Annotated in this window: 20 protein-coding genes; 4 read left to right on the forward strand and 16 right to left on the reverse strand. The window is 72.3% G+C overall.

Features of this window, described 5'->3' with window-relative positions; translation table 11 throughout:
* Nucleotides 1-21 precede the first annotated feature (21 nt).
* Entirely contained in the window at nucleotides 22-1,269 is a 1,248-nt protein-coding gene (locus AB0J93_RS08795) for a glycosyltransferase family 4 protein (protein WP_363919669.1), read from the reverse strand.
* A 162-nt stretch (nucleotides 1,270-1,431) separates the two neighbouring features.
* Between AB0J93_RS08795 and AB0J93_RS08800 the strand changes: the two genes are divergently transcribed.
* The gene (locus tag AB0J93_RS08800; protein ID WP_363919671.1) at nucleotides 1,432-1,986 is read left to right on the forward strand and encodes a low molecular weight phosphatase family protein; all 555 of its coding nucleotides are present in this window, start codon (nucleotides 1,432-1,434) and stop codon (nucleotides 1,984-1,986) included.
* Here the strand turns inward: AB0J93_RS08800 and AB0J93_RS08805 are convergent.
* Entirely contained in the window at nucleotides 1,967-3,433 is a 1,467-nt protein-coding gene (locus tag AB0J93_RS08805) for a polysaccharide biosynthesis tyrosine autokinase (protein WP_363919673.1), read from the reverse strand. The two genes, AB0J93_RS08800 and AB0J93_RS08805, sit on opposite strands and share 20 nt — an antisense overlap.
* A gap of 369 nt (nucleotides 3,434-3,802) precedes the next feature.
* Here AB0J93_RS08805 and nhaA point away from each other — a divergent pair, with 369 nt between their 5' ends.
* Nucleotides 3,803-5,134 carry a Na+/H+ antiporter NhaA gene (nhaA, locus tag AB0J93_RS08810; protein WP_363919675.1) on the forward strand — a complete coding sequence of 444 codons (1,332 nt, stop codon included), beginning with the start codon at nucleotides 3,803-3,805 and terminating at the stop codon, nucleotides 5,132-5,134.
* A gap of 18 nt (nucleotides 5,135-5,152) precedes the next feature.
* Here the strand turns inward: nhaA and AB0J93_RS08815 are convergent, their stop codons facing one another.
* The 9 genes from AB0J93_RS08815 to AB0J93_RS08855 form a co-directional block, all read right to left on the reverse strand.
* Nucleotides 5,153-5,443, reverse strand: a complete 291-nt coding sequence (locus AB0J93_RS08815) for a hypothetical protein (RefSeq protein ID WP_363919677.1) — start codon at nucleotides 5,441-5,443, stop codon at nucleotides 5,153-5,155.
* The gene (locus AB0J93_RS08820) at nucleotides 5,440-5,790 is read right to left on the reverse strand and encodes a DUF1622 domain-containing protein (RefSeq protein WP_363919679.1); all 351 of its coding nucleotides are present in this window, start codon (nucleotides 5,788-5,790) and stop codon (nucleotides 5,440-5,442) included. Before AB0J93_RS08820 ends, AB0J93_RS08815 begins: the two co-directional genes overlap by 4 nt.
* Before the next feature lie 94 nt (nucleotides 5,791-5,884).
* The gene (locus AB0J93_RS08825; RefSeq protein WP_363919681.1) at nucleotides 5,885-6,472 is read right to left on the reverse strand and encodes a TMEM165/GDT1 family protein; all 588 of its coding nucleotides are present in this window, start codon (nucleotides 6,470-6,472) and stop codon (nucleotides 5,885-5,887) included.
* Between the two features lie 267 nt (nucleotides 6,473-6,739).
* Complete coding sequence (gene egtD / locus AB0J93_RS08830; protein WP_363919683.1) at nucleotides 6,740-7,705, reverse strand: L-histidine N(alpha)-methyltransferase; 966 nt, start codon at nucleotides 7,703-7,705, stop codon at nucleotides 6,740-6,742.
* Nucleotides 7,706-7,780: 75 nt separating this feature from the next.
* A complete protein-coding gene (gene egtC / locus AB0J93_RS08835; protein WP_363919685.1) occupies nucleotides 7,781-8,527 on the reverse strand; it encodes an ergothioneine biosynthesis protein EgtC in 747 nt (248 codons plus the stop codon).
* Between the two features lie 22 nt (nucleotides 8,528-8,549).
* On the reverse strand, nucleotides 8,550-9,884 hold the full coding sequence (gene egtB / locus AB0J93_RS08840) for an ergothioneine biosynthesis protein EgtB (protein WP_363919687.1): 1,335 nt from the start codon (nucleotides 9,882-9,884) through the stop codon (nucleotides 8,550-8,552).
* A complete protein-coding gene (egtA, locus tag AB0J93_RS08845; RefSeq protein WP_363919689.1) occupies nucleotides 9,881-11,116 on the reverse strand; it encodes an ergothioneine biosynthesis glutamate--cysteine ligase EgtA in 1,236 nt (411 codons plus the stop codon). The genes egtB and egtA overlap by 4 nt, the downstream gene beginning before the upstream one ends.
* 289 nt (nucleotides 11,117-11,405) lie before the next feature.
* Complete coding sequence (locus AB0J93_RS08850) at nucleotides 11,406-12,161, reverse strand: hypothetical protein (RefSeq protein ID WP_363919691.1); 756 nt, start codon at nucleotides 12,159-12,161, stop codon at nucleotides 11,406-11,408.
* A gap of 1 nt (nucleotide 12,162) precedes the next feature.
* A complete protein-coding gene (locus tag AB0J93_RS08855) occupies nucleotides 12,163-12,792 on the reverse strand; it encodes an RNA polymerase sigma factor (RefSeq protein ID WP_363919693.1) in 630 nt (209 codons plus the stop codon).
* A 505-nt stretch (nucleotides 12,793-13,297) separates the two neighbouring features.
* Here AB0J93_RS08855 and AB0J93_RS08860 point away from each other — a divergent pair.
* Both AB0J93_RS08860 and AB0J93_RS08865 read left to right on the forward strand, forming a co-directional pair.
* Nucleotides 13,298-14,665, forward strand: coding sequence for a protein kinase (locus tag AB0J93_RS08860; protein WP_363919695.1), 1,368 nt, complete (start codon nucleotides 13,298-13,300; stop codon nucleotides 14,663-14,665).
* A 105-nt stretch (nucleotides 14,666-14,770) separates the two neighbouring features.
* Nucleotides 14,771-16,033, forward strand: coding sequence for a nucleotide sugar dehydrogenase (locus AB0J93_RS08865; protein WP_363919697.1), 1,263 nt, complete (start codon nucleotides 14,771-14,773; stop codon nucleotides 16,031-16,033).
* On the opposite strand, the gene AB0J93_RS08870 is transcribed toward AB0J93_RS08865, so the two are convergent.
* The 5 genes from AB0J93_RS08870 to AB0J93_RS08890 all read right to left on the reverse strand — a co-directional run bounded on the left by AB0J93_RS08870 (nucleotide 16,034) and on the right by AB0J93_RS08890 (nucleotide 21,570).
* A complete protein-coding gene (locus tag AB0J93_RS08870; RefSeq protein WP_363919699.1) occupies nucleotides 16,034-18,511 on the reverse strand; it encodes an ABC transporter permease in 2,478 nt (825 codons plus the stop codon).
* 1 nt (nucleotide 18,512) lies between these two features.
* Complete coding sequence (locus AB0J93_RS08875; protein WP_363919701.1) at nucleotides 18,513-19,295, reverse strand: ABC transporter ATP-binding protein; 783 nt, start codon at nucleotides 19,293-19,295, stop codon at nucleotides 18,513-18,515.
* Nucleotides 19,296-19,425: 130 nt separating this feature from the next.
* Nucleotides 19,426-20,109 carry a response regulator transcription factor gene (locus AB0J93_RS08880; RefSeq protein WP_363919703.1) on the reverse strand — a complete coding sequence of 228 codons (684 nt, stop codon included), beginning with the start codon at nucleotides 20,107-20,109 and terminating at the stop codon, nucleotides 19,426-19,428.
* Nucleotides 20,106-21,329, reverse strand: a complete 1,224-nt coding sequence (locus AB0J93_RS08885) for a histidine kinase (RefSeq protein WP_363919705.1) — start codon at nucleotides 21,327-21,329, stop codon at nucleotides 20,106-20,108. Before AB0J93_RS08885 ends, AB0J93_RS08880 begins: the two co-directional genes overlap by 4 nt.
* A gap of 70 nt (nucleotides 21,330-21,399) precedes the next feature.
* Nucleotides 21,400-21,570 (reverse strand): hypothetical protein, encoded by a 171-nt coding sequence (locus AB0J93_RS08890; protein ID WP_363919707.1) that lies wholly within the window; start codon nucleotides 21,568-21,570, stop codon nucleotides 21,400-21,402.
* Between the last annotated feature and the right edge of the window lie 125 nt (nucleotides 21,571-21,695).

Consider the following 21,695-nt stretch of genomic DNA (forward strand, 5'->3'; position numbering starts at 1 on the left):
CATTAATGACGGGATCAGGAGTTACGAGAGGTTCGCTCGGTTTTCCGCATCACGCCTGGTTCCGACGTCCGCCGCCTCGCGCAGCAGCTCCTCGATCCGGTCGACGCCCGACGGCAGCGACATCTCCCGGAGGTACACGTCCCGACCGCGCCGGCCCATCTCGGCCCGCGCCGGCGGCGGGATCTGCGCCGCCAGCCAGAGCCGGTCCGCCAGGCTGGCCCAGTCCTCCGGCGGGCAGGACAGCCCCGCCCGGGCCCGTTCGACAAGGGTCGCAGTGTCGCCGCCGGCCGAGGCGACCACCGGTGCGCCGCAGGACAGGGCCGCCTGGAGCTTGTCCGGCACGCTGCTGCGCAACTCCGGCAGGTCGCGCACCATCACCAGCTGGTAGTCGGCGGCGGCGTACAGCTCAGGCATGTCCAACGGGGAGCGCCGGTCCACGAACCGGACGTTGTCGGCCCGCAGGTCGGCGGCGAGGCCCCGCACCCGCCGCTCGTCGGAGCCCGAGCCGACCAGGACCAGGTCAACGGTGTCGCCCAGGGCCGCCGCCGCGCGTACCGCCGTGTCCAGTCCCTGCCGTGCGCCGATGGTGCCGGCGTGCATCACGACGCACCGCTCGTCCCGACGGACCAGCCGCCGGGCGGCCGGACCGGCCGGCACCGGACGGAAGATCCGCTCGTCGGTCCAGTTGAGCACCACCCGGACCCGCGCCTGGTCGATCCCGTCCGCCACCACCGCGTCCCGCAGCGAGGGCGTGGTGACCGCGACCCGGCTGGCGGCCCGGTAGGTCCGGAGCGTGGCCGCCCGCACCCGCGCCGCCCACCGGCCGTCGTCGACGGCTTCGGGGAGCTGTTCGGTCCAGACGTCCGGCACGTGCAGCACCAGCGGCACCGGGCCGACCAGGCGTAGCAGGGCCGCCGAGGCGAACGCGGCGGCCGGCGGCTGATGCACGTACAGCACGTCCACACCGGCCAGGAAGCGGCGACCCACAAGCGCCGCGCTGCCGGCGAAGGAGAGCCAGGAGGCCATCCGGCCGCGTACGGTGGCGTCGCCGGTGCTGTACCGGGGCACCCGACGCACGGTCAGCCCCCGGCTGCGGGTCTCGTGGTGCCAGCGCTGCCGCCAGCCCGGGTACACGTGCCCGCCCGGATAGTCGGGGAAGCCGGTGAGGACCCGCACCTCGTGGCCCCGTGCGGCCAACTCCTCGGCGAGGCTGCCGGGGATGAACGCCGGCTCCGGTGGAAAGTGGTACGTCACCATCCCGATTCGCACCGGTACACCCCCGTCCCCGCGTACCGGTTCGGCGTGCCGCCCGGGACCGGGAGCACGACGACTGCGTACGATCTCGACATCCCCTCACCGGGCGGACGCCGCCGGCGACCGCCCATCGTCGCGGTGCCACCGCCCGCGACCGCGTCGTCCAGGGGGTTCCACATGCTCAGCGGGGTGCTGTTCGTCTGCCACGCCAACCTGTGCCGGTCACCGATGGCCGAGTACGCCGCCCGTCGCCTGCTCACCGGGCGGCCGGTGTCGGTGGCCAGCGCCGGCACCGACGCCGTCGAGGGCCTGGCCATGCATCCGTACGCGGCGGCGATCGCCGCCGAGACCGGTGACGACCCGGCCTCGTTCCGCAGCCGGCGGCTACTGCCGGAACACCTCACCGGTGCGGTGCTGGTGCTGACCGCCACCCGGCGCCAGCGCTCCATCTGCACCACGCTGGCGCCGGCCGCGCTGCACCGGACGTTCACGCTGCGCCAGTTCGGCCGGCTCGCCGCCGCAGCCGAGCCGCCGCCGGACGAGCAGGACGATCCGGTACGGGCCGCGGTGGCCGCCGCCGCCCTGGCCCGGGGGCGGTTGCAGCCCGCCCCCGGGGACGCCGACGACCTGCGTGACCCTGTGGGGGGCACCCCGGAGGACTTCCGACGCTGCGCGGAGGAGATCGACCGGGCGTTGCGCCCCCTGGCCACGCTCATCGGGACAGCCGGGTGAGTTCCTGCGTGTGGTCGCTCACCTCGCCGGTGTGGGCCCGCTCGGCATGCCGACCGCCCCGGCTCCGGTCCGTCGGCACCGACTGGCCACCCGTCGCGGCGGCGACCACCCGGTAGGCCTCGTACTGGTACGCCTCGGCCTTGGGCACCCGGGCCATGTTCAGCACGCAGCCGAGCAGCCGCACCGAGACCGAGTGCAGGGCCCGGGCGGCCGCGGCCACCTGCGCCCGCGAGGTACGTCCCTGCTGGGTGACCAGCAGCGCGCCGTCGGCCTGCACGGCCACCACCACACCATCGGTCACCGCGAGCAGCGGCGCGGTGTCGATGATGACGATGTCGGCGGACTCACGGAGGGCGAGCAGCAGATCCGACATGGCCTTGGAACCGAGCAGCTCGCTCGGGTTGGGCGGCGCCGAGCCGCTGGGCAGCACGAGCAGTGACTTGTCTCCCCAGCGCTGAACCACGTCGCCCACCTGCACGTCACCGACGAGCACGTCGGTCAGCCCCACTCCCGGGTCGACGCCCAGGTAGTCGCCGACCTTCGGTCGACGCAGGTCGGCGTCGACGAGCAGGACCCGCCAGCCCGCCTCGGCCAGGGCGATCGCCAGGTTGCACGACAGGGTGGTCTTGCCTTCCCCCTGTAGGGCGCTGGTGACCGCGATGACCCGGGCCGGCTCGTGCACGTCGACGAAGCGCAGGTTGGTCCTCAGCTTGCGGACGGCCTCGGCCCGCGCCGAGGTGGCGGCGTCGCCGACGATCAGTGGGGCCGACCGCGCGCTGGTGTCGATCGGGATCTCACCTAGCAGCGGGCTGCCGGTCACCCGCTGCAGCCCGGCCGCGTCGCGCAGCCGGACGTCGGCCATGCCGCGCAGTATCGCCAGCCCGACGCCGGCCAGCAGGCCGAGCAGGGCCCCGATCGCGGTGTTGCGTACCGGCTGCGGTGACACCGGCGTCGGGGTCACCCGTGGCCCACTTACCACCTCGATCTTGATCGGCCCTGGGCTGCCGTCCGGCCGCGCCTCGACCTTCTGCACGAGCTCGACGAACTTCGCCGAGAGCGCCTCGGTCACCCGCAACGCTCGGGTCTGGTCGGTGTCCGTCACCGACGCCCGCAGCAGCACGGTGCCGTTCTCGGTGGAGGTGCTGACCCGACGCTGGATCTCCTCGGCGGTCAGCCCGAGCTGGTTGTCGGCCACCGCGGCCTGCGCCAGCCGGTCACTTGTCAGCAGCTCCGCGTAGGACTTCACCCGCTGCTGGAGGAAGAGCCCGCCCTGGTAGGCATCGGTGACGCCCTGGCTCGGCGTGGTGACGAAGAAGGTGACCGAAGCGACGTAACGAGGCTGGGCCCGCACGGTGACCAGCGCGGTCACGCCCAGGGCCACCATGAGGGTGACCAGGACGATCCACCAGTGCCGGCGCACCAGGCGTAGTTGGCGGTACAGGTCCATCAGGCGGGCCTCCGTACCGGGCCGGTAACGCCAAAGAACTTCACGAAAACCCCCAAGGTCGACTCAATCTCGTGAAACCATTAAAGCGGCTCATGCGGCTTATGTCCGGAGTTAGGTATTTTCTCAATGGCGGATCGTGCCCGCAGTGACCAACCGGACCAGTGGTCTGTCGGAATCGCTCAGACTCGGAAAAAATGCGATGTCGTCGCCGAGCGCTTTGGGTGACTCGTCGCCCTCCTGTGGGAAGAGTCGCGTTCACCCCGCTCGCGACGGCCGTCGGCACTGGATAGGGTCTTGCACGGGTGTGCCGGGAAGCCTGGTCGGCGATGGTGCCGTGCTGCCCTCCGACCGACGAGGTGGACCTCACGTATGACCAACCAGACCCCGCGCCCCGAGCGCCGCGGCGTGCGCCGCCTCTTCGCCCGCACCTCCTGGCCGGAGGCGCGTTTCGTGGCCGACGTGCTGCGCACGGAGACCGTCGGCGGCGCCCTGCTGCTCCTCGGTGCCGTGATCGCGCTCGTCTGGGCGAACTCCCCGTGGGGTGATGCCTACGCGGAGCTGGGGCGGTGGGTGCCCTGGTCGGGCGGCAAGGCGTTGCATCTCGACCTCGACCTCGCCACCTGGGCCGCCGACGGCCTGCTGGCCATCTTCTTCTTCGTGGTCGGGCTGGAGTTGAAACGCGAGTTCGTCGCCGGCGAACTGCGCGATCCGCGGCGGGCGGCGCTGCCGGTGGTGGCGGCGGTCGGCGGAATGGTCGTACCGGCGCTGCTCTTCGTGGGCGCCAACGTCGTCGGTGGTGGCGACGGACTGCGCGGCTGGGCGATCCCGACCGCCACCGACATCGCGTTCGCGCTGGCGGTGCTGGCCGTGATCGGGGCCTACCTCCCGCAGGGGCTGCGCGCCTTCCTGCTCACCCTGGCTGTGGTCGACGACCTGCTGGCCATCACCATCATCGCGATCTTCTACACCGACGACTTCAGCGTCCTCCCGCTGCTCGGCGCCCTGGTACCGATCGCCCTGTTCGGCCTGCTGGTGCAGCGCCGCCGCACCTGGTGGTGGGCGCTCATCCCGCTCGCCGTGGTCGCCTGGACCCTGGTGCACTCCTCCGGAGTGCACGCCACGGTGGCGGGCGTGCTGCTGGGCTTCACCGTGCCGGTGCTCGCCGGAAAGGGCGGCACCGGTGGTCGCCCGATGCCCGGCCTCGCCGAGCATCTGGAACACGTGTGGCGGCCGATCTCGGCCGGCTTCGCGGTACCGGTCTTCGCGTTCTTCGCCGCCGGGGTCTCGCTGCGTGGCGCGGACCTCGGCGCGGTGATCACCGACCCGATCGTCCTCGGCATCGTGCTCGGCCTCGTCGTCGGCAAGTGCGTCGGCATCCTCGGCTCCACCTTCCTGCTGGCCCGATTCACCCGGGCCAGCCTGGACGAGGACATCAGCTGGTCGGACCTGCTCGGCGTATCGTTCCTGGCCGGTATCGGCTTCACCGTGTCGCTGCTCATCGGCGAGCTGGCCTTCGGCTCCGACGGCACCGAGGGCGACAACGTCAAGGCGGCGGTGCTGGCCGGCTCGTTGATCTCGGCGCTGCTGGCCACCGTGGTGCTACGGCGGCGCAACAAGGTGTACCGGGCGATCGCCCTCAAGGAACAGGTTGACCAGGACCACGACGGTGTGCCGGACGTCTACCAGAAGCCCGGCGGCTGACCACGGTCCCCCGCTCACTCACCTGGGAAACGCCCGGCCGACCCGCTCGGCCGGGCGTTTCGCATCTCTCGACCGCCGCCGGAAATCCGCGGTCAGCGCGGTACGCACCAGCAGACGCAGCGCCACGATCGCCACCAGTACGACGATCTCCATCCAGGACTGCTCCCCGGTCAGCCGCAGCAAGCCGGCGGCGAGCAGCATGTCGAGCAGCACCCCCAGGGCCGTCGTGCGCGAACCGGTGGTCAGCAGCGCCACCGCCGCCGCGAGCACACCGAGCGCCGTGATGACGGCGGACAGCAGCATCCTCATCGATTGTCGACCTGCCGCTGCTCGTGTTCGATCTCGCGACCCAGCACGTAGTTCAGCACCGTCCGGATGGCGGCGATGGCGGCCAGCTGGCCGATCTGCGCGAAGGTCGGCGACAGCGCGGTACGCAGGATGTCCGCCGCCAGCTGGAACTCCAGGCCGAGGGTGAGGAAACGCCCCAGGGACAGCCGGATCCGGGTGAACACGGCGGCGTCGCGGTGGCGCAGCCCGTCGATCACGAACCGCAGCGCGGCCAGAGTCGCACCGACGACGATGACGAACGCGCCGACGAGTTCCACCGCGGTCACCAGCAGTTGGTGGCCCCGCTGGAGGATCACCTCGACGTCCACCCCGGCGCCTTACCCGGCCTGCATCCGGGTAGTCGGCGCCGGGTAAACGACGTCGAACCGGTCAGCGCGGTCGCCGGGCAGGCGACGACGACGGTCAGCGCAACTGGGTCACCGCGTCGACGATCAGCCAGACACCGCTGATGGCGAAGAGCGTTGCGGCGCCGTACCTGATGGTTCGTTCCGGCAGTTTCCGGCCGAGCAGTCGGCCGGCGACGATCGCCAGCGCATCCGCCGCGACCATGCCGATCGTCGAACCGATCCAGGTGCCGAACCAGCCGTACTGGGTGGCCAGCGTGATGGTCGCGAGCATCGTCTTGTCACCCAGTTCGGCGAGGAAGAAGGCGACGCCGACGGTGATCACGGCGGATCTGCCACCGCGGGCGGCGCGGCGCTCGTCGTCCTCGGTGAGCCGGTCGCCCCGCAGCGTCCACGCGCCGAAGCCGAGAAAGGCCAGACCCGCCAGCAGCGAGATCCAGCCGGTGGGCAGGGTCGCGCCGAGGCCGTGGCCGATCGCCACGGACGCGAGGTGCACCACCGTGGTGGCCACGGTGATGCCGATCAGCACCGGCATCGTGCGGTACCTGGTGGCGAAGGCCAGCGCCATGAGCTGAGACTTGTCTCCCAGCTCGGCGACGAAGATGACGCCGAAGCTGACCACCAGCGCGGCGAGGAACCCGTCCATGATGTCCTTCCCGGATCAGGCCGGGAGAAGGTGTGGGGACGCCCTCGACCCGGCCGCAACAGCCTGGGTCGAAGGTCTCGCCCGCCTCGCCGGAGCGAGGCCGGGTGGCCGGATGCGTGACGCACCAGTATGTCGACCACGACGTTATGGGCTACTCCCCTTCGCTGCGCCCAGCCTAACCGATCCTCCTTCCCCGGATCACCGGGGTCCGCCGTGGCGGCGTCGGACCCCGGTGACGACCCAATCAGCTCGGCCGGTGGGCAGCGCTCATTCGGCGCGTGCGAGCGTCACCCCGAACAGGTCGTCCGGGTCGGTCCAGAACCGCTCGGCACGGAAACCCGCGGCGGCCAGTTCGCCCGAGATCCCCTCGGGGCGGAACTTCGCCGACACCTCGGTCCGCAGGTCCTCACCGGCGGCGAAGGCGACGTCCAGGTCGAGCACCGTCACCCGCATGGATCGCTCCGCCCGCAGCCGCATCTCGATCCACTCCTGTTCCGGGTTCCAGAGCGCGACATGGGCGAACCCCGCCGGGTCGAAGTCGGCGTCGAGTTCGCGGTTGAGCACCCGCAACACGTTACGGTTGAACTCCGCGGTCACCCCTGCCGCGTCGTCGTACGCGGGCACGATCACCGCCGGATCCTTGACCAGGTCGGTACCGACCAGCAGCCAGTCGCCCGCCTCCAGCGCGGCCCGCATCCCGGCGACGAACTCCGCCCGTTCGTCCGGCAGCAGGTTGCCGATGGTGCCACCGAGGAAGATGACCAGCCGCCGCCCGCCGGTCGGCAGGTGATCCAGGTGGCGGGTGAAGTCCCCGACGATGCCGCGCACCCGCAGCCCCGGGTAGTCGGCGGCGAGGGCGGCGGTGGACCCGGCCAGCGCGCTGACCGAGACGTCCAGCGGCACGAACGTGCCGAGGCCGCCGCGCTGGGTGAAGGCGTCCAGCAGCAGGCGGGTCTTCTCCGAGGAACCGGAACCCAGCTCGATGAGGGTCTTCGCGCCGGTCAACTCGGCGATCTCCGTCGCCTGCGCCGCCAGGACGGCACGCTCGGCCCGCGTCGGGTAGTACTCGGGCAGGCGGGTGATCTCGTCGAAGAGTTCGCTGCCCCGGGAGTCGTAGAACCACTTCGGCGGCAGCCACTTCTCCGTGGCGGTCAGCCCGATCCGGACATCCCGCCGCAGGCTGCGGCTGATGTCCCGGTCGTCGAGGTGGATCTCGAGCGGCTCAGCACCCATCTGCGGTCCCCTTCCGTCGTGTCTGACAGGTCCGTGCGGCCCGGTGTCTTCTCGGTGGTCCCCCGCCCGGACGCCTCACCACGCCGCCACCTCCTGCTGGCGCAGATCGGTCGCCGTGGCCTGCACGAGCTGCCCGTCGGACACCACACGCCAGCCCGGTCCGTCGTCGTGCGGTTCGGAGGCCAGCAGCACCGACGCGGGCGTGACACGCAGTGACAAGGCGTGCCCGGCCGCGCTGGCCACCACCGTGTGCCCGTCGGTGAGCAGCATGTTGAGCCGGGAGCCGGGTGCCGCCGCGGCCACCGAGGTCACCGTCTCGGCGACCGCCCGTGCCGGCGCGACACCGGCGCGCAACCGGTTGCGGACCAGTGCCCACAGCAGTGCCGAGTCGGTCGTCGCGTCGAGGGTGAGCAGGTCCCGCACGGGCAGCTCGGCGGCGAGCGGGACCATCGAGTCGGGCCAGCCCCGCACCACGCCGTTGTGGCTGAACAGCCACCGCCCCTCGGCGAAGGGCGCGGCGGCGGTGTCGACGATCGCCATGCCGACCGTGGCCGAGCGGACGGCGGCCAGCACCGCGCCGGCGGAGGTGACCGCCGCCAGCTCGGCGATGGTCGGGTCGCTCCAGATGGGCTGCGCCCTCCGGTACCGCACCGGCGCTTCGCCGTCCGGATACCACCCGACGCCGAAACCGTCGGCGTTGATGGTCCCGCCGCCACGCATGTCGCGCGGGGCCCAGGACTGGCGTAGCAGCGAATGCGGTGGGTCGAACAGCAGCTCCCGCAGGGTCACCGGTGGCCCCAGGTAGGCCAGGTGTCGGCACATCAGACGACCGGCTTCCCGACCGTCACCGGTGCGCCTCGTCCGGTCGGGCGTCCCGGGCGCAGCGGAAGCCGCTGAAGATCTGTCGACGGATGGGATAGTCCCAGTTGCGGAACGTGCCGCGGCAGGCCGCCTGGTCGGTACCGAACGAACCGCCCCGCAGGACCTGGTAGTCGTCGCCGAAGAAAACCTCGGAGTACTCCCGATAGGGAAAGGCGGCGAAGCCCGGGTAGCCCCGGAAGGGGGTGGAGGTCCACTCCCACACGTCGCCGATGAGTTGATGCACCCCGAGCGGCGAGACACCTGCCGGGTAGGCGCCCACCGGTGCCGGCGACAGGTGCCGTTGGCCCAGGTTGGCGTGGGCCGCCGTGGGGTCACCGTCGCCCCACGGGTAGCGCCGGGACCGGCCGGTCACCGGATCCCACCGGGCGGCCTTCTCCCACTCCGCCTCGGTGGGTAGCCGCTTACCCGCCCAGGTGGCGTACGCCTGCGCCTCGTGGAAGCAGACGTGCACCACCGGCTCGTCGTCGCGGACCCGGTCCCAACTGCCGAACCGCAGGTAGGCCCAGCCGTCTCCGTCCCGCCGCCAGTGCATCGGCGCGCTGAGCCCGGCCTGCTGGCGGTGCTGCCAGCCCACCTCGGTCCACCAGCGCGGGTCGTCGTAACCCCCGTCGGCGATGAACGCGCGGTACGCACCGTTGGTCACCGGTGCGGCGTCGATGACGTACGCGGGCAGGTCCACCCGGTGGGCGGGGCGCTCGTTGTCCAGAGCCCACGGGTCCGTGTCGGTGCCCATCACGAACGGGCCGGCCGGCACCAGCACCTCGGCGGGCACCCGTACGGTCGGCTCCGGTGGCGGCGGCGCGTGCAGCGCTGCGGCGCCGGAACGCAACTGGTGGGTGGCGAGCATCGTCTCGTCGTGCTGCTGCTCGTGCTGCACGATCATGCCGAAGGCGAAGCCGTCGGCGACCAGCCGACCACTGTCGAAGGTGACGCGGTCCAGCAGGTCGTACACCTTCTCCCGGACCGTGGCCACGTACGACCGGGCCTCCGGAGGCGGCAGCAGCGGCAACGACGGGCGGTCCCGACGCGGCTGCTTGAACGCGTCGTACAGGTCGTCGATGTCGCACCGGACCGGTTCCCGCCCGCCGACGTCGCGCACCAGCCAGAGCTCCTCCTGGTTGCCCACGTGCGCGAGGTCCCACACCAGCGGGGACATCAACGGTGAGTGCTGGCGCATCAGGTCGGCGTCGTCCACCGCTTCGGTCAACAGGGCGGTGCGGGCGCGGGTACGCGCCAGTTCCGCCGCGATCCGGCCGCGCAACCCCTCGGCGTCGCGGTCGATGCCGGTGTCGGTCACCGCTGACTCCTCTCCGCGGCGTCACGCCGCCGTCGTAATCCGTGGTCGATCTCCCGGTGCAGGGCCGGCGGCAGCTCCAGCCGCGGCAGTGCGGTCCGGGCCAGGTCGAGCAGACCCGCGGCGGCGCGGGCCAGGGTGGCGTCACGCAGGCCGTACCGCGCGGCGCGGTGCCAGCCGTCGGCGGCGGGCGCGGTCACCTCCATCGCCTCGACGATCGTGTCGGGGCCGCTGAGCAGCGCGCTGAGCACCGCCAACGGCAGGATCCAGCCCCGCCCCGGTTGGGCGTCGAGGTAGCGGATCTCCAGGTAGCCGCGTGGACGTACCGGTGGAAAGAGCGTGCTGACGTGGTATTCCAGGTCGTCGACGCGGGGCGGTCGGTGCAGCGCCCCGTCGATCCAGTCGGCGAACGTCACATCCGGCGGAGCTGTCCAGTCCGGACCGTCCCCGCGGACGCAGAGCAGCGGCGCGGCCAGCACGTACGCCGTCCAGGCGGCGACCGGATCCGGGTCGGCCCGGGCGGGCGTCCAGACCGGGGCGGTGCGGGCGGGATCGATGCGCCACCACGCGCCCATCCGGGCCGACGCCCAACCGGTGTCGTGGCCGGCGTGCCGGGCGGCGGTGGCGAAGGCGGCGAGCAGCGACGGCCCGACCGCGTGTACCAGTTGCCAGCGGACCGGCAACTGGTCGGGCTGCCCGGCGTCGAGACAGATCTGGAGGCCGGCGGTGCTGTACATCATCGTCCGCCCGTCGGGCCCGCGACGGTCGAAGACCTGGCGCATGGCGCGGTAGCGGGGGGTGTCGATCACCGGCCGGGGGTGTCGGTGTGGGTCGATGCCGGACCGGCCGAGAGTCAGGCCGGCGGCGTCCAACAGTCTGGTGGCCTGCGCCACGTCGGACTGGGTAGCCTCGATCAGCGCGGCGACGCAGGCTCGCGGTGGGGTGGAGATCTCCAGCTGCCCGCCGGGCTCGACCGTGATCGCGCTGCCCTGGAGCAGGCGCAGGGCCGGGCTGGTCGGGTCCAGCGTGGTGGGGCCGTACGGCCCCAGTGCCGTGCGCAGGCGCGCGGCGTCGACGGGCCGGACCGGATCGACGGCGTCGTGGACCGTCCATTCCAGCTCGACCCCGGTGAGGGTGGGTGGACCGGTCTTGAAGCAGATCCGGGCGAGGTGCCGGGCGGCGGCGGCACGGTCCCGCAGCACCGGGATCCGGTCCACCTCCGGTGACATCACCATGCGGGGCTCCCTTCCCGATCGGATCCGCCGCCACGGTAGCCCACCCCAGTGACATCGAACCCTTGTGAACCTGAACCGCACGGTGCTGGCGCACCGGTTCCACAGCCCCGGCACGTCGCCCTCGGCGGCAGGCTGACGAGGCGCTTCACCCGATGTCGGCACGGGCGATTCCGCCACCATCTGTGTAGCAGGGGCCAACCGTGCGTCGAACGGATTTCACGATCCGGTCAAATTCTGCCGGGCGAGCGAGGCCCGATCCGCGCGGGCGGCCCGAGGTGTTCGGGCGGACTCAGCCGGCCGGGCTCCTGCTCGGCTCCGGGTCGGGTTCGGCCCGCAGGCCGTGGCAGTACTCGTCGACGTGTTCGGCGCCGCCGGCGGCGACCACCAGTTCGTTGAAGGCGGGCGTCTTCAGCGCCTTCTCCCGCTGCCGTTCCGACTTGGCCAGGTAGGCCCGACACAGACCAGGACGGTCCGTGGTGTTGTCCGAGTTGCCGGGGCCGACGTGCCCGCCGGCCTCGGGACCCGGCGTCGCCGATGCGCTCGACGGTCGCACCGACGCGCTCGGTGCCCGCTCGGGTGGGGAGGTCACGCCACCGGTAGGACCGTCGGTCGGGGCTGCCGTGCCCTCGCCGGTGGGGGTGCCGTCGTCGGTGCTGGGTGCTGGCGTGGCCGGGCTGGTGACGACCGGCGGCGAGACCGGACCGGTGTGATTCAGACCGACCGCTGCCAGGGCGACGCCCGCGGTGGCGGTGGCCGCCAGCCCGGCGATCCAGGCCACCGCACCGACGGTGAACCGGTGCCGTCGTCGCCGGGGCGTCGATGCCGCCGCCCCGGGTTGGCGGGCGGCGCGGAACGCCGCGACGGCGGCCTCCTCCCCAGCCAGTTCCCGCTCCCGGGCCGGAGCGGCGGCGGCCCGCAACAGGTCGCCGAGCGGGCCGGCCGGACCCGGCGCCGGCCGCGTCGGCCGGCCGTCAGGGGCGGCGTCCAACAGCCGCTCGTGGTCGGCGCGCTGCGACCGGCGCAGCATCACTCGCAGTCCGCGCATGTCAGCCGTCCACCGGTTCGGTCTGGGGCGGCAGGCCGGCGCGTTGACGGGGCCGGGTGTCAGCCGCGGTCGGGACATCGTCCGGTGCGGTGGTCGCCGCCCGCTGGTCCAGCAGAACGGCCAGCCGGCGCAGGCCACGGTGGGCGGCGGTACGCACGGCACCGGCCCGACGGCCGAGCACCCGCCCGGCGGTCTCGGCATCGAGCCCGATCACGGCGCGCAGCAGGACCGCCTCGGCCTCCCGGGGCGGCAGGCTGGCGATCATCGCGAGCGCCGCCTCGGTACCGAGGCTCTCGCCCGCCCGCTCGGCGGTGTCCGCGTCTCCGGCCAACTCGCTGAGTTCCTGCACCGGCACTGACAAGGCGGGACGACGGCGTTGCCGGCGCAGGTGGTCCATGGCCCGGTTCCGGGCGATGGTGACGGCCCAGGCACGAAACTCGCCACCGGTGAAGGTGGGCAGGTCGCGGGCGACCTGCAACCAGGTCTCCGACGCGACGTCCTCGGCGTCCGGTCCGACCAGGGCGGTCAGGTAGCGCAGCAGCCCGGGCTGAAGGTTGCGGTAGAGGTGACGGAAGGCGTCCTCGTCACCGGCCCGGGCAGCCGCCACCAGTTGGTCCAGTTCACCGGCCACGGTCGCACCGCCGACCCACCGGCCGCTGTCGGGAGGCCCACCAAGCGGCGGCACGCGTCGGCTCGGCCCGCTCCGCGCGCCGGACCTCGATCCGCACCCCACCCCCGTTGGCCTGAACCGAACCGGGCCCGTGCGGCCCGGTAGCGGATTCTCGCCGACAACGCCGAGGACCACAACCTGACCCGCGCGCCCGTCGAACTCGGTCGGATCGGGCTGGCGTCGGGACCGCGGACGCCCTCGGACGAGATGTGACGGGCACACCCGCAGTGAGAATTGTCTACTCACCCCACCGCGGTTCGCCGTAACGCGGCGGAGGCCCACGACGCTACGGACAGGCGCGCCGCAGCGACACCGACGCCAATGTGGCACCCCGTGCGGACACGGTCACCGTAGGGCATTCTCGGTCCGCGACCGACGGATCCGTCGATCGAGACACCGGGACGACCATCGGCACGGCCCGACCCGCCGACGCGCCGTTCGGGCCCGGTGTGGGTACGGTGGTGCCGTGTTGTCTTCGGAGGTCGTACTCAGCGGTCGGTACCGCTTGGACGAGCGTGTCGCCACCGGCGGCATGGGCGACGTCTGGCGGGCGACCGACCTGATCCTCGGACGGCAGGTCGCGGTCAAGGTACTGCTGCCCGCCCTCGTCTCCGACCCCGATTTCATCGCCCGGTTCCGCGCCGAGGCACGGATCATGGCGGCCCTGCGGCACCCGGGCATCGTGCAGGTCTACGACTGCGGTGAGGATGATCTGCCCAACGGTGGCCGGGCCGACTACCTGGTCATGGAGTTCGTCACCGGTCAGCCGCTGTCCAAGCGGATCGAGGCCGAGGGCCGCCTGGACGTGGGCGTGACCATGTCGGTGGTGGCACAGGCGGCCCAGGCGTTGCACGCCGCGCACGTCGGCGGGATCGTGCACCGCGACGTCAAACCGAGCAACCTGCTGATGCAGGAGGACGGCACGGTCGTCCTGGTCGACTTCGGCGTGGCCCGGTCGACGAACGTAACGAGCATCACCAGCACGAACGCCGTTCCGGGCACCGCCCTGTACATGGCTCCCGAGCAGGCCGCCGGCCGACCCGTCTCCGGGGCGACCGACCTGTACGCGCTCGGTGCGGTCGCCTACTGCTGCCTGACCGGCAGTCCACCGTTCACCGGCGACAACCCCCTCCAGGTCGCCGTCCGGCATCTCGACGATCCGCCACCGGAGCTGCCGCACGACATCCCGGAAGCGGTGCGGGTTCTGGTCGACCAAGCCCTGGCCAAGGACCCGGCCGACCGGTTCGGCAGTGGCGCGGCGATGGCGGAAGCGGCACGGGCCGCGGTCTCCGAGGGCTCCCTGCCCACCACGGTGGTCCCGATGGCCACGGCACTGCGCGATGCCGGGCCGGACACGCGCACCGGACTGCCGGTGGTCGACGCACCGCCACCGGGCCGACGGCGCCGCGGCAAGCTGGTGGGGGCGTTCACCGCCGTGCTGGTCGGGATGACGGCGCTCGGCGCGGCCCTCGGCGCCACGCAGGAGGCCAACACCCCGGCGGTCAAGCTGCCGACCACCGCACCGACGGTCGAGTCCACCGACGAGGAAGCGGCACCAACAAACCCGGAGGAGAGCGCACCGGCGCAGGTGCCGTCGCTGCGTCCGGCCGGTTCGACGACCCGGCCGACCGGCTCACCGTCGCCCGAGCCGTCCTCGCCGCAACCCAGCGAGTCGAGCGAACCCGCGTCGCCGGAGCCGACGACACCCAGCCCCGACCCGGAGCCGACGGGCACGACCAGCAGCCCGACGCCGTCGACACCCACCACGTCGTCGACATCCACCACACCGCCAGACAATGAGCCGCCGGGCACCGGCGAGGGCGAAGGCGGCTGACCCCACCAGCCGCAACCTCCCCTAAATTCCCGAAACGGACGTACGGCATCACACCTCGCTCTAGGCTCCTCACCAGCAGTTATCTCCTACTGTTCGGGAGTTCGGGTGAGCGTGGAAAAGTTGGTCGTCGTCGGCCAGGGTTATGTCGGTCTGCCGCTGGCCATGCAGGCCGTCGAAGCCGGCCTGGACGTGGTCGGCCTCGACGTCGACGCCGACCGGATCAAGCGACTCGCCTCGGGCGAGTCATTCGTGTCGGACATTCCCGCCGACCGGCTCGGCCGCGCGCTGGCCACCGGTCGGTACCGCCCGAGCACCGAGTACGCCGATGCCAAGGACTTCGACATCTGCGTAATAACGGTGCCCACCCCGCTACGCGACGGCACGCCCGACCTGAGCTTCGTGGAGCAGGCCGGTACCGGGATCGGACCGTACCTGCGGCCCGGCTGCACGGTGGTCCTGGAGTCCACCACCTATCCCGGCACCACCGAGGAACTGCTCCGACCGCTGCTGGAGGCGGCCAGCGGGTTGCGCAGCCCCGGGGACTTCCACCTCGGGTATAGCCCCGAGCGCATCGACCCGGGCAACCCGACCTGGCGGCTGGCGAACACCCCGAAGGTGGTTTCCGGGGTGGACGCCGCCGCGCTGACCCGGGTCGACTCGTTCTACCGGCGCCTGGTGGAGCGGACGGTGCCGGTGGACTCGACCCGGGTCGCCGAGCTGACCAAGCTCATCGAGAACACCTTCCGGCAGGTCAACATAGCGCTGGTCAACGAGCTGACGATGCTCTCGCACCAGTTGGACATCGACGTGTGGCAGGCCATCGAAGCGGCCGAGACGAAGCCGTTCGGATTCATGCCGTTCCGGCCCGGGCCCGGTGTCGGCGGGCACTGCCTGCCAATCGATCCCTGCTACCTCTCCTGGCAGGTCAAGCGCCGCCTCGGCCGGCAGTTCCGGTTCATCGAACTGGCCAACGACGTCAACCACGAGATGCCCGAGCACGTGGCGCAACGGGTGATGGCCGGGCTGAACCGCTCCGGGCGGGCGGTCAAGGACGCCCGGCTGCTGCTGCTCGGGCTGGCCTACAAGCGCAACACCGGGGACATGCGCGACTCGCCGGCCGTCGAGGTCGCCCGGCGGCTGCGGGAACTCGGTGCCGAGGTCCGGGCGGTCGAGCCGTACGCCGAGGCGCACCACCTGCCCGCCGGGGTACTGACGGTGAGCCTGACCGAGCGCGAGCTGCGCGAGGCCGACGGTGTCGTGGTGGTCACCGATCACGACGTCTTCGACTACGACCTTGTGGTCCGGCATGCCCGATACGTCTTCGACACCCGCAACCGCTGCACCGGCCCCACCGTGGAACGCCTCTGATCAGCGGTCCGCGAGTGCCTCGACGACGGGCAGCGCCAGGGCCCGGCGGGCCGGCAGCACCGACGCGACAAGCGCCGCCAGCACCGCGATCCCGAGGATGCCGCCGAGCTGTCCCCACGGCACGACGAGGGTGAACTCGCCGGCGATCCGGGACAGCATGGCCATCGCCGAGGCGGCGACCCCGGTGCCGAGGGCGACGCCGAGCACCGCGCCGACCAGCGCGGTGAGCAGCGCCTCGACGGCCAGCATGCCCCGCATCCGCCCACGGGTCAGACCGACCGCCCGCAGCACCGCGTTCTCCCGGGTGCGTTCCACCACCGACAGGCTCAGTGTGTTCGCCACCCCGACCAACGCGATCACCACCGCCAGGCCGAGCAGTGCCACCACGAACGCCAGCAGCATGTCCACGGTGCCGGTGAGCATCCGTTTGTACGCCGCCTGGTCCATCAGGTTGACCGTCGGGTAGTCGACCAGGACCGCCTCGATCGCGGCCCGGGCCGCAGTGGCGGACACCCCCGCCGCCGGGTCGACCTCCGCCAGGTAGCCCCGCTCGTCGGGGAAGAGCCGGGTGAAGTCGACGTCGTCCAGTTCGACGACGTGGCCCTCCGGTGCCCGCCCGGTGCTCGCCTCGGATCCGGTGCCGGCAACCACCGCCGCCACCTCGAACGGGCGTCCGTGCAGGGTCACCGTCTCCCCCGCCGACCAACCGCGCCGCCCGGCCAGCTCCCGATGCACCAGCAGCCGACCCGGTCCGAACCGGTCGAGCTGCCCGGTGAGCACCCGGTCGATCCGGTGACCGACCAGCTCCGGGGCGGCGGCCCGGAACTCGACGTCGTCGACCACGTGCGTACGCGACTCGTGCACCGTGCCCAGCTCCGGACGGTCGGCCAGCGCGGCGACGACCCCGGCGGGCAGGTCCACCCCGATCCCGGTCACCACGAAGTCCACGCCCACCTCGGCGTCGACGCTGCGCTCGATGGCCGCCTTGGTGCTCTGCGCGCCCACCACGAAGGAGGAGACCAGGCCGATCCCGATCACCAGCGCGGTGGCGGTCGCGGCGAGCCGTCGCGGATTGCGGACCGCGTTGGCCACGGCGAGGGAGCTGGTCTTCCCGAAGATCCTGCGGGCCGGGACGCCGAACAGCCGCACCAACGCCGGCACCAGCACCGGACCGAACAGGACTAGGCCGAGGAAGCCGAGCACCCCACCCAGGGCCACCAGCACGACCTGCCCCGCCGAGGCCGCGCCGACCAGTGCCGCCACCCCGCAGGCGAGGACGATCGCGCCGAACGCCAGGCGTACCCGGCCGGCAGGGCGGGCGACCTGGACGGCGGCGTCGGTCAACGCGGCCACCGGGGCGACCCGGGTGCCCTGCCAGGCCGGTACGAGTGCCGCGCCGACGGTGAGGGCGGTGCCGGCGGCGAGGCAACCCAGCACGGTGCCGACGGTGAGTGTCGGCTCGCCGTGCAACGGGGTGTCCAGCCGCGCCATCAACAGGTTGAGGCCGGCCGCCAGCCCGGCACCGAGCCCCACGCCGATGGTCGAGGCGGCGAGCCCGACCGCGACCGACTCCAGCAGCGTGGCCCGGAACACCTGTTCCCGGGTGGCACCGACCAGGCGCAGCAGCGCGGTCCGCCGGGTGCGCTGGGCGAGCACGATTGTGAACGTGTTGGCGATGACGAAGGCGGCGACCACCACGGCCACCCCGGCGAAGGTGAGCAGCACCATGTTGAACTGGCTCAGGTCGCGAACCTCCTCGGCCACGGCGGCGTCGAGGATCTCCGGTCGGGTGCGTACGGTCGTGTCCGCGCCGACCGCCTCGGCGATCCGCTCGGCGAGCAACCGATCGGTCGTTCCCGCCTCGGCCGCCACCATGATCCGGTCGTAGCCGCCGCGGTCGGTCACGGCGAGGGCGTCGGCACCCACCAGTCCGATGTACGGACCACCGACGTCGCGCGAAGTACCGGCCACGTCGACCGTGCCCACCAGGGTGTACGGGCGGGCCGCGCCGCTGGCGCCGCCGACGCGTACCGGCGCGCCGAGGTCGAACCCCTGCGCCGTGACGGTCCGCTGGTCGAGCACCAGCTCGCCGGTGCGGGCGGGCAGTCGGCCGGCCACCACGTCGTACGACTGGAGGGCGGGATCGGTGGGGATCGCGGCGAGGACCCCGTAGCCGAGCACCGGACGGCCGTCGGAGCCGACCAGCCCGCCGGTGCCGATCAGCTCGCCCTCGGCGGCGCGTACCCCGTCGACCGCGCGCACCCGCTCGACCAGGGACGCGTCGATCACCTCGTCCCGGTAGACACCGATGTCGGTGGGTCGGTCGAAGGTGCCGGCCCGGTCGTAGGCGCCGGCCCGCATCCCGTCCACGAAGATCAACGTGCCGGCGATGAAGGCCACCCCGAGGACGACGGCGAGGGTGGACAGCAGCATGCGCGCCGCCTCGGCGCGCAACGAGCGCAGGGTCAGCCGGATCATGTCAGCGCCCTCCGACCGGGGCCGCGCCGTCGGTGTCCAGACGGCCGAGCACGTCGAGGACTCGCTCGGCGGTCGGCTCGGCCAGTTCCCGGACGAGCCGGCCGTCGGCGAGGAAGACCACCCGATCGGCGTGAGCGGCGGCGACCGGGTCGTGGGTCACCATCACCACGGTCTGCCCGAGGGTGTCGACCGCCTCGCGCAGCAACAGCAGCACCTCTGCCCCGGCGCGGGAGTCCAGGTTGCCCGTCGGCTCGTCGGCGAAGATCACCCACGGTTTGGTGATCAGTGCCCGGGCCACCGCGACGCGCTGCTGCTGGCCACCGGAGAGCTCGGCCGGACGGTGCCGCAGCCGGTCGGTCAGTCCGACCGCCGCGACCACCTGCCGCAGCCAGGCCGGGTCCGGCCGCCGTCCGGCGATGTCCAGCGGCAGGGTGATGTTCTCCGCCGCGCGCAGCGCCGGCAGCAGGTTGAACTTCTGGAACACGAAGCCGATCCGGTCGCGGCGCAGCAGGGTCAGCCGACGGTCGTCCAGGCGGCCCAGCTCGGCGTCGCCTACGCGTACCGTTCCGGCGGTGGGGCGGTCCAGGCCGGCCAGGCAGTGCATCAGGGTCGACTTGCCGGAGCCGGAGGGGCCCATGATGGCCGTGAAGCGGCCGGCGGCGAAGTCGACGTCGAGGTCGTCGAGGGCGACGACGGCGGCCTGGCCGGTGCCGTACTGCTTGCGCAGGCTCCGGGCGGTGACGGCGACACCGGCGGTGACGTGGACGGGTGGTGCGATCGACACGTGCTGCTCCGTGGGACGGTGGATGTCGGACGTCCCCGACGCTATGGAGACCACCGGCCCGTCGAGATCAACCCGGACGCTCGACCTCGGTACGCCTCAGGTCGTCCCGCACCGGGCACACCCGTACGCCTCAGGTCGTACGCGGGCCCTCGGCGCCCGGGGTGACCAGGCCGCTCTCGTACGCCAGCACCACCGCCTGTACCCGGTCGCGGAGCTGGAGCTTGGCCAGGATCCGGCCGACGTGGGTCTTCACCGTCGCCTCGGCGACGTGTACCCGGGCGGCGATCTCCGCGTTGGCCAGACCCTGCGCGACCAGCAGCAGGATCTCCCGTTCACGGTCGGTGAGCTGGGCCAGCCGGGGGTCCTCGGTGGGTCCGCTGCCGAGCTGTCCGGCGAACCGGTCGAGCAGCCGGCGGGTGATCGACGGGGCGACCACCGAGTCGCCGCCCGCGACGACCCGGATCGCGGTCAGCAGCTCCTCCGGAGGGACGTTCTTGAGCAGGAAACCGCTGGCTCCCGCGCGCAGCGCGGCGAACGCGTCCGCTTCGGTGTCGAAGGTGGTCAGCACCAGCACTCTCGGTCCGCCGGCCGGCCGGTCGGCGCAGAGCCGCCGGGTGGCCTCCACACCGTCCATGGTGGGCATCCGGATGTCCATCACCACCACGTCCGCCGGGACGCGGTCGAGCACCCGCAGCGCGTCCGCGCCGTCGATCGCCTCGCCCACCACCTCAAGATCGGGCTGGGAGTCCAGCACCATCCGGAAGCCGGCTCGCACGAGCGCCTGGTCATCCACGATCACCACCCGGATCGTCATGCCGCGATCACCTCCGAGCCCGGGGACGACGGCAGCGGCAGCCACGCCCGTACCTGCCAGCCACCGGCCAGTCGGGCACCGGCGGTGATGGTGCCGTCGTACACCGAGACCCGTTCGCGCATGCCGACCAGCCCGTGACCACCCGGCGGTGTCGGGGTGAGCGGTCCGTGACCGCGACCGTCGTCGACCACCACGAGCGCGACACCGTCGGCGGTGTGCGCCAGAGTGAGCTCCACGCTCGCTCCCACCCCGGCGTGCTTGAGCACGTTTGTCAACGCCTCCTGTGCCAACCGGTGCACGGTCAGTTCCAGCGCGGGCGGCAGCGGGACGGGTCTGCCGGTGACCGTGTAGCGCACCCGCAACCCGGCCTCCCGGAACCGGTCGAGCAGGGCGGGCAGCTCGGCCACCGAGGGTCGCCGGTGGTCGGGCCCGGCCAGGTCGGGCACGGGTCGTACGGCCGGTGTGGGCACTGGTTCCGGCGGGTTCGCCTCGCGCAGTACGCCCACCAGCCGACGCATGTCCTCAAGTGCCTGCCGGCCGGTGTCCGCAACGATCTTGAGGGCGTCCCGGGAGGTGTCGGGATTCTGGTCGATCATGTACCGGGCCCCGTCCGCCTGGACGATCATGACGGCCATGCTGTGCGCCACGACGTCGTGCAGTTCGCGGGCGATGCGGGTGCGTTCCTCCGCCACCGCCGCCCGCGCCTCGGCCTCCCGCTCCCGTTCGAGGGTGGCCGCCCGCTCCTCCAGGCTGAGCACGTACTGCCGGCGGGTACGGACGTTCAGGGCCACCAGCCAGACCGCCCCGGTCAGCAGGGTGTAGTAGATGGCGGCGTAGTACCAGGCGGCCGGCAACGGATCCCGCACGGCGGCGAAGACCGCTCCGATCATGGCCACCACTCCGGCGATGGCGCCGTCGCGTAGCCGCTCGGCGTACTTGACCACGCCGTAGAGGGCGATCAGGACCGCCACGTCGTAGAGCATCGGTGCCCAGCCGAGAGCCACCTGGGCGAAGGCCAGCACCGCCACCACGACGGTCACCGCCACCGGGCGGACGCGGCGGAACAGCAGCGCCAGCGCCATCGCGACACCGATGGAGGTGGACCACCAGCCGCCCGGCTGCACCGGCCCGCCGGCCACGCTGACCAGGGCCACCAGGCCGGCAAGGGCCACGTCGAAGGCGACCGCGGGCAACCGCCGGCCGAAGATCATCGCATTCATCGTGCACCCAGCGTACGAGGCATCCCGGCGACGGACGCGAAGGTGTTCCCGGCCTCCGGAGCGGGACCGGTCAGGACGGCAGCAGGTCGCGCATCCGGGCGATCTCGACGGACTGCTCGCTGGCGACGGAGGTGGCGAACTGCTCCACGGTCAGGTCGAGCCCCAAGACGAATGCTCCGACGGCCAGCGCCACGGAAACCGATGTGACGGCGGCGAGTAGCTGTCCGCGCCGGGCGGTCATGCCACACCCCCTCCGGGTCGAGGTAGCTGCGATCGTATCCATTCACATTGGACGCCAAATGTGATCTGGGTCACATCGATGGATCTCATCTGCGAGTAGGGTACGGCCAACGTCACTACCCTTTC

The sequence above is a fragment of the Micromonospora sp. NPDC049374 genome (genome assembly GCF_040677165.1).
In the GTDB taxonomy this organism is placed as follows: domain Bacteria; phylum Actinomycetota; class Actinomycetes; order Mycobacteriales; family Micromonosporaceae; genus Micromonospora.

What these genes read in the sequence shown, in the direction of transcription:
- AB0J93_RS08800 (WP_363919671.1), top strand. Translation starts at nt 1,432, where the DNA reads ATGCTCAGCGGGGTGCTGTTCGTCTGCCACGCCAACCTGTGCCGGTCA.
- AB0J93_RS08805 (WP_363919673.1), bottom strand. Translation starts at nt 3,433, where the DNA reads ATGGACCTGTACCGCCAACTACGCCTGGTGCGCCGGCACTGGTGGATC.
- nhaA (WP_363919675.1), top strand. Translation starts at nt 3,803, where the DNA reads ATGACCAACCAGACCCCGCGCCCCGAGCGCCGCGGCGTGCGCCGCCTC.
- AB0J93_RS08815 (WP_363919677.1), bottom strand. Translation starts at nt 5,443, where the DNA reads ATGAGGATGCTGCTGTCCGCCGTCATCACGGCGCTCGGTGTGCTCGCG.
- AB0J93_RS08825 (WP_363919681.1), bottom strand. Translation starts at nt 6,472, where the DNA reads ATGGACGGGTTCCTCGCCGCGCTGGTGGTCAGCTTCGGCGTCATCTTC.
- egtD (WP_363919683.1), bottom strand. Translation starts at nt 7,705, where the DNA reads ATGGGTGCTGAGCCGCTCGAGATCCACCTCGACGACCGGGACATCAGC.
- egtC (WP_363919685.1), bottom strand. Translation starts at nt 8,527, where the DNA reads ATGTGCCGACACCTGGCCTACCTGGGGCCACCGGTGACCCTGCGGGAG.
- egtA (WP_363919689.1), bottom strand. Translation starts at nt 11,116, where the DNA reads ATGGTGATGTCACCGGAGGTGGACCGGATCCCGGTGCTGCGGGACCGT.
- AB0J93_RS08850 (WP_363919691.1), bottom strand. Translation starts at nt 12,161, where the DNA reads ATGCGCGGACTGCGAGTGATGCTGCGCCGGTCGCAGCGCGCCGACCAC.
- AB0J93_RS08870 (WP_363919699.1), bottom strand. Translation starts at nt 18,511, where the DNA reads ATGATCCGGCTGACCCTGCGCTCGTTGCGCGCCGAGGCGGCGCGCATG.
- AB0J93_RS08880 (WP_363919703.1), bottom strand. Translation starts at nt 20,109, where the DNA reads ATGACGATCCGGGTGGTGATCGTGGATGACCAGGCGCTCGTGCGAGCC.
- AB0J93_RS08885 (WP_363919705.1), bottom strand. Translation starts at nt 21,329, where the DNA reads ATGAATGCGATGATCTTCGGCCGGCGGTTGCCCGCGGTCGCCTTCGAC.
- AB0J93_RS08890 (WP_363919707.1), bottom strand. Translation starts at nt 21,570, where the DNA reads ATGACCGCCCGGCGCGGACAGCTACTCGCCGCCGTCACATCGGTTTCC.